9 protein-coding genes are annotated in these 9642 nt (G+C 40.7%); 1 reads left to right on the forward strand and 8 read right to left on the reverse strand.

The genetic code is table 11. The annotated features are described in order from the left end of the window. The coding region (locus ACKI5J_RS10050; RefSeq protein WP_407429066.1) for an SLBB domain-containing protein at nt 1-1359 on the reverse strand (1359 nt) is incomplete at its 3' end. Nucleotides 1360-1751: 392 nt separating this feature from the next. On the opposite strand from ACKI5J_RS10050, the gene gmd reads away from it, so the two are divergent. Continuing rightward, a complete protein-coding gene (gene gmd / locus ACKI5J_RS10055; protein WP_407429068.1) occupies nt 1752-2864 on the forward strand; it encodes a GDP-mannose 4,6-dehydratase in 1113 nt (370 codons plus the stop codon). 76 nt (nt 2865-2940) lie between these two features. Here gmd and ACKI5J_RS10060 read toward each other — a convergent pair whose 3' ends face one another. From ACKI5J_RS10060 to ACKI5J_RS10090, 7 genes are all read right to left on the reverse strand, one after another. Continuing rightward, a complete protein-coding gene (locus ACKI5J_RS10060) occupies nt 2941-4107 on the reverse strand; it encodes a glycosyltransferase (protein ID WP_407429070.1) in 1167 nt (388 codons plus the stop codon). Beyond that, the gene (locus ACKI5J_RS10065; RefSeq protein WP_407429072.1) at nt 4104-5066 is read right to left on the reverse strand and encodes a GDP-mannose 4,6-dehydratase; all 963 of its coding nucleotides are present in this window, start codon (nt 5064-5066) and stop codon (nt 4104-4106) included. The genes ACKI5J_RS10060 and ACKI5J_RS10065 overlap by 4 nt, the downstream gene beginning before the upstream one ends. After that, nucleotides 5063-6151, reverse strand: coding sequence for a glycosyltransferase family 4 protein (locus ACKI5J_RS10070; protein ID WP_407429074.1), 1089 nt, complete (start codon nt 6149-6151; stop codon nt 5063-5065). Before ACKI5J_RS10070 ends, ACKI5J_RS10065 begins: the two co-directional genes overlap by 4 nt. 216 nt (nt 6152-6367) lie before the next feature. Beyond that, complete coding sequence (locus ACKI5J_RS10075) at nt 6368-7399, reverse strand: glycosyl hydrolase 53 family protein (protein ID WP_407429076.1); 1032 nt, start codon at nt 7397-7399, stop codon at nt 6368-6370. Further along, on the reverse strand, nt 7396-8226 hold the full coding sequence (locus tag ACKI5J_RS10080; RefSeq protein ID WP_407429078.1) for a glycosyltransferase family 2 protein: 831 nt from the start codon (nt 8224-8226) through the stop codon (nt 7396-7398). Before ACKI5J_RS10080 ends, ACKI5J_RS10075 begins: the two co-directional genes overlap by 4 nt. Continuing rightward, nucleotides 8223-9464 carry an O-antigen ligase family protein gene (locus ACKI5J_RS10085; RefSeq protein ID WP_407429080.1) on the reverse strand — a complete coding sequence of 414 codons (1242 nt, stop codon included), beginning with the start codon at nt 9462-9464 and terminating at the stop codon, nt 8223-8225. Before ACKI5J_RS10085 ends, ACKI5J_RS10080 begins: the two co-directional genes overlap by 4 nt. Before the next feature lie 15 nt (nt 9465-9479). Then, nucleotides 9480-9632, reverse strand: coding sequence for an acyltransferase (locus tag ACKI5J_RS10090; protein ID WP_407429082.1), 153 nt, complete (start codon nt 9630-9632; stop codon nt 9480-9482). Between the last annotated feature and the right edge of the window lie 10 nt (nt 9633-9642).

The following is a 9642-nucleotide window of genomic DNA, read 5'->3' on the forward strand; positions in this document are numbered from 1 at the left end:
CCCCTTTTCCAATTCGTATGAACCCGGCCTGAACACGGCACCGTTGATCTCTATCCGGTTTTCAAAACGATCCAATATCGGTTCCACAATGTACTTATCGCCATTTAGCGGTCCGTATGTAGAAAACTGCTCCGCCTGTACATCGGTAATGCGGCGCTCCTTATTTGTATTCTGCAGCACTTTGATTTTCGCAGTGTAGGCCAGGTTGCTGAAACCACCTGCAAAACGGAGTACATCGTCAAGCGACTCCCTGGAAAGTACCTCAAAGAAGGCTGGCCGTTTCACTTCACCAGTAACTTCTACGCGGCTCTGATACACCGGCACATTGATCACATCCTGATCCTGCAGCCTGATGTTATTAGTCTGTATACCCCTCAGCAAAAAATCATACACATCGATGGTTGAAACCACCCGGTTGTTGCGGACGACCTGGATCTTACGGAAGGAGCCATTTGGATTTGGTCCTCCTGAGGCATACAAGGCATTAAATACGGTCACCAATGATGGTAAGGTATATGACCCCGGTTTTACGACTTCACCAAGTACCGTGACCTTAATGCTTCTGATGTTGCCGAGGTTGATGGCAACAGTTGTTCGGCCGCTGCGTAAAGCAGGGTATGTTTTAGACATGGCAGAACGAATCTTGGATTCGGCCTGTTCTATGGATAAACCGCCAACTGCGATCCGTCCTACGTATTGCAGGTTAATCGTGCCTTCAGTACTTACCTTTAATTTGTATGTGGCTTCATTGTCGCCGGTCAGATCGATCAGCAACTCGTCATCAGGACCGATGATGTATGTCTTTGGGGTGGCCATCCGTAGATTGGGCTCAAAGCTCAGATTGCCATTCTTAAAAAGATCTTCACCAAAGATCTTCGGCTTTACCGTATTGAAAACACTTTCGTTGTCGGCCATGCGCCGCTGTTGATCGGTCAGGTTACTCGCCGCATTCCTTGTAGCGGTATCTGTGACAGCGGATTTTCGCTCTACAGCTTGTGCCTGAATGACACCCGGCGTTGCTTTACTCGCTACGGAAGTGGCTGATGTCTTCCCCTGACTCCGGAGCTTGTCTACCCTTAGTTTAAGTTTTTCGATCTCTTCCGGCTTCATGCCTTGTGCAAGGGCCATCTGGGCGAGCTGCTCATCATCATATCCAATGGATTCGGCACGGTCCATCAGCTGACGGATCTGTGTGTCTGATAAATCGTCTACACGGATATCAGAGTAGTTTGTTTGTGAAAATGCGCGTTGAGAGAAAGCTCCTAAACAGATAACCAGAAGAAAAGTGAAAAACCCGCTCAGCTTTACACCAAGAAGTCTGTCGGAACCGCTTAGTCCTATTATTTTTTTAATCTTCATTTAAAATCGTTTGTGATTTATAAGGTCAATGAAAGTCACGGAACTCACAGTTTTCTTGCACACGATCAGACCCCATAAGTCTCGCAAATATACTCATAATATGATGGCATTAAACAATAAAGTAAACCTGAAAGCACTTAAAGACAGGCTCTATTTTAAGGTTAAAGACCGCGCAAACCATTCATTTACAACAGCGCACTTGAAGTTGAAATGTTCTTGCAGGACCTGGCAAGCAGGCATTTGTATCAAAATGAAGAAAGTTGCCAGCCTTTGCTCATTCGTAACTTACATCATATGGAACAGACATAAATTTAAGCTATTGCTCAAATTATCAATACATTTGCAAAAAACAGAATAACGTAAAACCGAATAAGATTAATACCGATTTATACATGAAAAAAGCCTTAATTACTGGAATCACTGGCCAAGATGGCGCCTATTTAGCTGATTTTCTTTTGAAAAAAGGATATGAGGTCCATGGCATCAAACGCCGTAGCTCATTGTTTAATACAGATCGTATCGATCATTTGTATCAAGATCCCCATGAAAGTGACGTGCGCTTCGTTTTGCATTATGGAGATCTAAGTGATTCTACAAATCTGATCAGAATTATTCAGCAGGTTCAACCTGATGAAATTTACAACCTTGGTGCAATGAGCCACGTTCAGGTGAGCTTTGAAACGCCAGAATATACGGCAAACGCCGATGGTATAGGTACTTTAAGAATACTTGAAGCGATTCGGATTTTAGGCTTAGTTGAGAAAACTAAGGTTTACCAGGCTTCTACTTCAGAATTATACGGGTTGGTACAAGCAGTACCACAATCTGAAACTACGCCATTCTATCCAAGATCCCCTTATGCAGTAGCAAAGATGTATGCTTACTGGATCACGGTTAACTACAGAGAAGCATACGGTATGTTTGCTTGCAATGGTATTTTGTTTAATCATGAAAGCCCGCTACGTGGTGAAACTTTCGTGACAAGAAAGATTACACGTGGAACTGCGAAGATTGCGCTGGGAATGCAAGACAAGTTATATCTTGGAAATCTTGATGCGAAAAGAGACTGGGGGCATGCAAAAGACTATGTGGAGGCGATGTGGTTGATTCTTCAACAGGACGTACCCGAAGATTTTGTGATTGCCACTGGCATCACCACTACTGTACGTGACTTCATTAAGATGGCATTTCTTGAAGTCGGAATTACCCTCGAATTCAAGGGCGAAGGTGTAAATGAAAGAGGAACTGTGGTTTCATGTACAAATCCGAAATACAATATTGAGGTCGGGAAAGAAGTTGTTGCTGTTGACGAACGTTATTTCCGCCCTACGGAGGTGGATTTATTAATTGGAGATCCTACCAAATGTAAAACTAAGCTCAACTGGGCACCAAGATATGACTTAGCTGCCTTAGTAAAAGATATGATGAATTCAGATGTGGACCACTTCCTCAAAGAACGCATGCTAAAAGACGCCGGCTATACGGTGAAAAATCAGTTTGAGTAGCAGCGGATTTGCTTCTTATAAAAAAGACAGGAACCTCATTCCTGTCTTTTTATTAACCTATTGATTAATGGATCCTTCAGCTGTTAATCCTCTTCTCAGAAGCCAACTTAGGCTTTGGAGAACTTTTCTGCCGAGACTTTCGATACTTATCGGTAACAAATTGTTTGATTTTATCAATGAATACATATTCGTCAAACTTCTCTGCATGGGCTTTGATGAATTCAGGATCAAAGTTCAAAGACTGAAATAGTTCTATCGCGCCTTTTAAACTTTCAATCGTTTGTTCCTTAAAGAAAACTGCAGTCGCTTTCGAGGCGTCGCCTCTATATGGGATCATGGTTTCGAGCACTCCACCCCGCTCATATGCAATAACTGGCCTTCCAGATGCAATAGCCTCCAACGGAGTAATACCATAGTCTTCATATTGCGGAAAAATCAATGCCTTGCAGTTTGCATAAAGATCCGCCAACTCCTCACTGGTTAACCCACTCCTAAACTGAATATTCGGTTTCGCAAGACGCTTTAGCTCATCTGCCTTAGTTCCGCTGCCAACCACAATTAATGGCAAGCCAAGTTCATTAAACGCCTCGATTGCCAGGTCGGTCTTTTTATAGTACTCCAAACGGGAAACCACCAGGTAGTATTCTTTTTCTTTATCGGAGAGTTTGAAATTGACAGTTTTCACATCCGGCGCAATGATGGTGACATCTTCTACTTGATAGGCGTCCCTTATTCTTTGCGCAGTCTCTTTGGTCATTCCCAAGTAGAAATCCCCTTTCTGAGCTTCTTTTCTGTCAATTTCTCTAAGATAATTAATTACCTTATCGAACACCCATCGATAAACCCCTCTGGATTCAACGTATTGGGAGTATGAAGTCGGCTCCCACGCCAGCCTGAACGGAGTGTAAGTGTAGATAAAAACCAGGGCATCATTGTCTATATCCACGTATTTGGCACTATGTGTATTCGATATCAAAACAACATCATAACCGTGCACTTTCAAGGACTTCATTGCCCATACGCCAAGGGGAAAATAAAGCCTCTGCATCCATTTCACACTCCGGGACAAAAACTGCAACTTAGAAGTATTAATCTTGTAGTTCTTGTATTCTGGATATGTTCCTTCAGGATTATAAGCAAGCGTAAACAAATCTGCATTTGGGAAGGCTTTAAGCATCGTTAATACGACTTGCTCTGCCCCGCCTTTGCGCATTAGCTCGTCATGTACAATTGCTACCCTCATCTTCTATAATTTTGGTCTTCTTCTTCGATAAGTAAGTCTAAGACGTCAAAAAATGATCTGCTATAGTCCCATCCCAACTGTTCTTTCGCTTTTGTATTGTCTCCATACATGTCATCCATGTCAATCGGACGAAACAAGGCTGGATCTTCAACAATCAGCGCTCTACTTAGATTTAAGGAGTCGAATGTATAGTAAATGATATCTCTAAGAAAAATTGATGTCCCGGAGCAAATCAAATAATCGTCCGCCTTTTCTTGCTGAAGAGACAGCCACATCGCCTTAACATAGTCAGGAGCATATCCAAAATCACGTTTTACATCAATGTTCCCAACACGAAGTTCGTTGGCCCGCCCGTGTTTGATTTCCAAAGAGGTCCTAATTACCTTTTTGACAAAGAAATTAGCGCCTCGAAGGTGTGACTCATGATTGAATAAAATTCCATTGACACAGAAAACTTTGTAGGATTCCCTATAGTTAATGCCTATCCAATAGGCCGAAGCTTTAGAAATTGCATAAGGACTTAAAGGGTGCAACGGTGTAAGTTCATTTACGGGTAGTGATTGGACCCGGCCAAACATCTCACTGCTCGACGCCTGATATATTCGCGTACCCAGATTCAAGATCCGTACGCTTTCCAGAATATTTAATACGGATTGGGTGTTATAATTCAACGTCCCAATTGGCTGTTCAAACGATATACCTACAGAACTTTGAGCTGCCAGATTATAAAACTCATCAGGCTTATATTTTAAAAGAATTTTAATTATGCTTGAAAAATCCAGCAAGTCACACTCCTCGATAATTATCTCACTCTTAATTCCTAAATAAAGAAAGTTCTTCTTGCTGAAATTGTGACTACTTCGCGTCAATCCAACCACCTTATAATTTTGCTCGGTAAGTAGTTGAGCCAAATATGCACCATCCTGACCCGTTATCCCCGATATTACAGCTACTTTCATCTTAAATTTCGTTCAATTATAACCTTTAATTTTTCACTGGAAGCATTCCATGAATAAATTCTACATCTATCTTTTCCCAAATCAATCAATTTTTTTCGAAGTTCATTATCAGAAAGCAATTTTGACATAGCGTCCTTTATAGATACAACATCCAATGGATCTACATATAAACTTGCGCTACCGCACACTTCAGGCATACTGGATGTATTAGAAACTATTGTTGCGCTTCCGCAAGCCATAGCTTCCAATGGCGGCATTCCAAATCCCTCATATAACGAAGGGTATACAAAACACTTTGCAGCCTGGTATAATAAAATCAGGTCGTCGTCCTCAACATACCCGGTAAAAATGATACGCTCACTCGAAAGAAGGCCATCTAAATTATTATCGGCAAACGCCTTTCCTTTAGATCCTACAATAACTAACGGCAAGTCTGAATCTAAAAGCAGATATGCTTCTATCAGCGCACGAAAGTTTTTCCGGGGATCAAGGGAAGACACACCCAATATATAGCCCTCTTTTTCGACGCCCAGTCTGTCTAGAAACTGACCAGCACCTTGATCAAGAGCAGATCTTTCCAGGAATTTGTCAGAGACTGCACAATGGATAACATCAATTTTTTCTCCTGGAATATCAACATACTTGAGTATGTCTTGTTTTGAGTGTTCACTTATCGTGATCACCTTTAAAGAATTTTTTGCGATTCGAGGCACAATCACTTTATAATAAGCTGCAAATAAGTAGTTGAACCATCGTGGATTAACAAAAGTTGTCATATCCAATATACTTACAATCTGATTGGAATAAAAGCATGGTGCTGTATTTACAAGACTTATCAGCAGCGGCTTGTTGTTTCGAACAAGAAAAAATGGCAAGTCTAGTTGTTCCCACAGCGAATTTTTTAACTTACCAATCACTTTAATCGGCCAGTTTGAAACATCATAGGCAGCATCAATTTTCGCAGGTGGAACCAGGACACAAAACTGCGTGGGACTGCTAATTAATAAGGCTCGGAACATCTCGTATGCAAATCGTTGTACACCTGTTAGTCGCTGAGTCAAAAATCTGCCATTAATGTATATCATACCTAATTATAGGGATCGTTAAATGGATGTTGCTAATCTAAAGAAATATTGGGTCAAGAATAAAACGAAAGTTTGGCCATTGCCTTGCAGGCCGCTAAATTCTGATTCGCAAAGATATCAAATATCACCTAAAACCATCACTTTCTTCACTTTGTCTATTCATTTTTGCTTGTGAATAAAAGAGAGTCAATCCTGTCGTAATGCAGAATAAAGCGATCATCTAATCGATGAAAGACCTTTCGCAAGCTCCTTCTTGCGCCATTCTGATGTATTACTGCCTGAGGAACTTCGGCTTCGTGACCTGATACCGTTGATCTCTCTTGAAAACAACCCGAAGGTTTTTTCCGACATACTGGAATTCTGTAGATCAGGCTGATCTAATAGCTCATAAATAAATACGGCCTTTATACCTGGCGCACTGCGGCATCTCGAGATAAAGTTCAAAACCCACGTCCTTCTGGTTTTTTCCAGGTTTTTGTCTTTGTTGTTACGTGGACTATAATTGACTTCTGTAAACCAGATATCCTTTTTCAAACGCGCTGGTAATACTTTTAGGATATCTACCTTTACAGTCTTCGCATAATCATCCATGTAGGAATACCAATGATATCCTGCGATATCATAATGAACACCAAGTTTTTGAAGTGTCTCAAGGTACACGAAATGAAACCATCCCGCACAATTTACAATGGTCTTTGCTCCCGGGTCGGATTCCTTTAAACCACAGTTTAAGCCTTCCAGAAATGAGGCCAGTGTTTTCATTTGTGGCGCCAGATAGTCGGCATAGTCACTCCCGCTATTTCTCACAAGTTCCTTATGAACATCCATTTCATTCCCCAGTTCATAGTAATCAAAATATGCTCCGTACTTTTTACCGAAACCGGCACCAAGCTTAAATCCCGTTGCGTAGGCATCTTCATTAGAGAGCGAAAACTTAAATCCGGTTAGGTATAACATTGGGAGGACGGATATATTTGCCTTCTTTGCCTTCTGTACCAATTCCGAAAGCTTATAGTGATCTAACGCGATCCCATCCGGACTGGTGTTCACATCAACTCTGTAATACTTAAGGTCTAAACTTTTTATCAGATTTAACTGGGCATCAACACCTGAGTTTAAATATGCTTTCTGATTTAACGGATGTCCCGTTACACCTAATGTGATCCTGCTGTTAGCTACAGTTTGCGCAAACAGACTATTGGTGACGAAGAGTAGCATACAGAGTAAGCTGTGGACTTTATATATCATTGTACCGATGGTTTATCTTTGCCTGACAAAAATATAGAAAGTGAGCTCCTATTCTTTCTTAAAAAGGTGCCAATCCTGGAAGAAAGGATAAACTTCTTAGTTATCCCTAGATAATAGTAGTATTTTGCTAAGGGATGGTCATTGTACATCTTCACGGATTTATAAAACTCCCGATAGCTCCCTCTGTAGTTAACAGCACTCGTTCCACCCAGGCGGAAATTTGTTAGGGTTCTAGCTATATAAACAAACTCAACTTGTTTAAATAATGCCCGATGAATGAACTCAACGTCCATTGCATATTTAAACGCCTCAGAAAATAAGCCTATTCTGTCATACGCAGATTTTGTAACAAACACGGCGGGATGGAAAATAGACATAAACTTCCAGATCGGTTTCAGGTCTGGTATGAGCTCGTAGTTAACTTCATCGTTGAAATAGCAAATGTCACCATATAGAATACACTCATTCTTTCCTCCTTTCAGGTAGGCATCCACAACAAATTCTATTGCATTTGGCCTGTAAGAATCATCAGAATTCAAAATACCAATAATATCGCCGGTTGCATGTTTGATTCCTTTGTTAAAAGCGTCACTTATTCCATTGTCCTTTTCTGATACCAATTTTGATATCAAGTCATCGTTCTGCGCACAAATTTCTAAAGAACCATCTGTAGAGCCACCGTCGATTATAATGTACTCAATGTTTTTGTAGGTTTGTGCCCTTACACTTTGTATACAATCATTTAAGTATTCCGCACCGTTGTACACTATTGTTACAATAGAAACCAGAGGAGAATGGTTGTCGCGATTTCCTTTTATCTGTATCATTTTATTGTTGCGAGTTGATTTTCTGGATGACCAGCGAATTTTTTGTGAAATGGATTCACATTAATAAAGTTTTTAGCCCCATATATCACGATTAAGGAAGAGAGAATGTAGAAACTATACGCCTCTCCATTTATCATGATGCCTATGAACAGACAAGATATGATCCACCCCAATTTAGAGAACAATACCCTGAACAAAACCAGATATAATCCCAGGTATAGAAAGCCAAGCTGATAAACAATTTCGGCCAGTCCGGAAGTAATAAAAAGTTGAGTTTCATCCGTTGTCTTACCAATTCCGAAAAAAGGATTCTCAACTGCAATCTCATATGCCTGTTTCGTGGTCTCCACGCGTTGCTCGAAAGAATCAGATTTAGAATCCGAGGTAAACTTTTCTACAACCTGCTCGTAGAATAATTCCGCGATGTTAATATCTGTAGTTGTAGAAATATAGACGGATCCGGAAATCAAAAGTATTGCAGACCCCGCGGCAAGGTAAATGATCTTTCTTCTAATCTCTTTTACCGGAATCTTGATGAAAGCAGCGAACAACAACAGAATACCAAGAAATAGGCCAGTGGTTGATAAGGTGAGCAATAAGCTTAAAAGCAGGTATGGTAGCTTTTTATAGTCCTGCTTTATAAAAATGAACCAGTAGAAAGCGAAAACTTCATTAAATGCCCAGGCACCTGGTTCCCAGAATATGCTTTGTGTCCTCAGGTCGTTTACAACCCGGTCTGTGTACAAAATCAAATTATAGTACCCGTTTGTGTTACTGCTACCGAATAGATCATTAATGGACACCGGGAAGACAGAAAGAACCGAGTAATCCACCAGGGTTATTATTCCTATTGGAATTGAGATCAGCATCAATACGTAAATAAAATGCGCATACCTGTTTAAAATCGACACAAAAGTTTTATTATTAAAACAGGCAAGAAGAATATAGGAGGCAGAAACGTATATAACACTGAACAAATTGATATCCCTGTGTATGTTCGTTATCAATGACAAAAAAGGAAACACGGCCAACAGCAGGACCCAAATATTCGGAAACTGAAGTTCCTGATACCAGGATTTCCGAATCATAAGGTATACAAGAACAGTGACGATCAGAAGCAACTGAAGCGGAGATTTCGCTTCGAACATCAACCACGAACCATTGCAATAAACCAATATGATCGCAAGGATATATTCAATTACGTTAGTTACTTTGTCTTTATGTATTTTACTTAACATATCGTATTCGCAATCCTAATCCGGAGCATCTAGTTTCCTTACCAACCGGCAGGGATTACCGGCCCATATCTCATTTTCAGGAATGCTCTTACTCACCACAGACCCTGCACCAACTACAGAATTCCTTCCAATTACTACACCCTTCAAAACAATTGAATGTGCTCCTATAAAAACATTG

This window comes from Arcticibacter sp. (assembly GCF_045629565.1).
Classification (GTDB): Bacteria; Bacteroidota; Bacteroidia; order Sphingobacteriales; family Sphingobacteriaceae; genus Arcticibacter.

Coding starts and splice junctions, on each gene's coding strand:
- gmd (WP_407429068.1), top strand. CDS start 1,752: ATGAAAAAAGCCTTAATTACTGGAATCACTGGCCAAGATGGCGCCTAT.
- ACKI5J_RS10085 (WP_407429080.1), bottom strand. CDS start 9,464: ATGTTAAGTAAAATACATAAAGACAAAGTAACTAACGTAATTGAATAT.
- ACKI5J_RS10075 (WP_407429076.1), bottom strand. CDS start 7,399: ATGATATATAAAGTCCACAGCTTACTCTGTATGCTACTCTTCGTCACC.
- ACKI5J_RS10065 (WP_407429072.1), bottom strand. CDS start 5,066: ATGAAAGTAGCTGTAATATCGGGGATAACGGGTCAGGATGGTGCATAT.
- ACKI5J_RS10080 (WP_407429078.1), bottom strand. CDS start 8,226: ATGATACAGATAAAAGGAAATCGCGACAACCATTCTCCTCTGGTTTCT.
- ACKI5J_RS10060 (WP_407429070.1), bottom strand. CDS start 4,107: ATGAGGGTAGCAATTGTACATGACGAGCTAATGCGCAAAGGCGGGGCA.
- ACKI5J_RS10070 (WP_407429074.1), bottom strand. CDS start 6,151: ATGATATACATTAATGGCAGATTTTTGACTCAGCGACTAACAGGTGTA.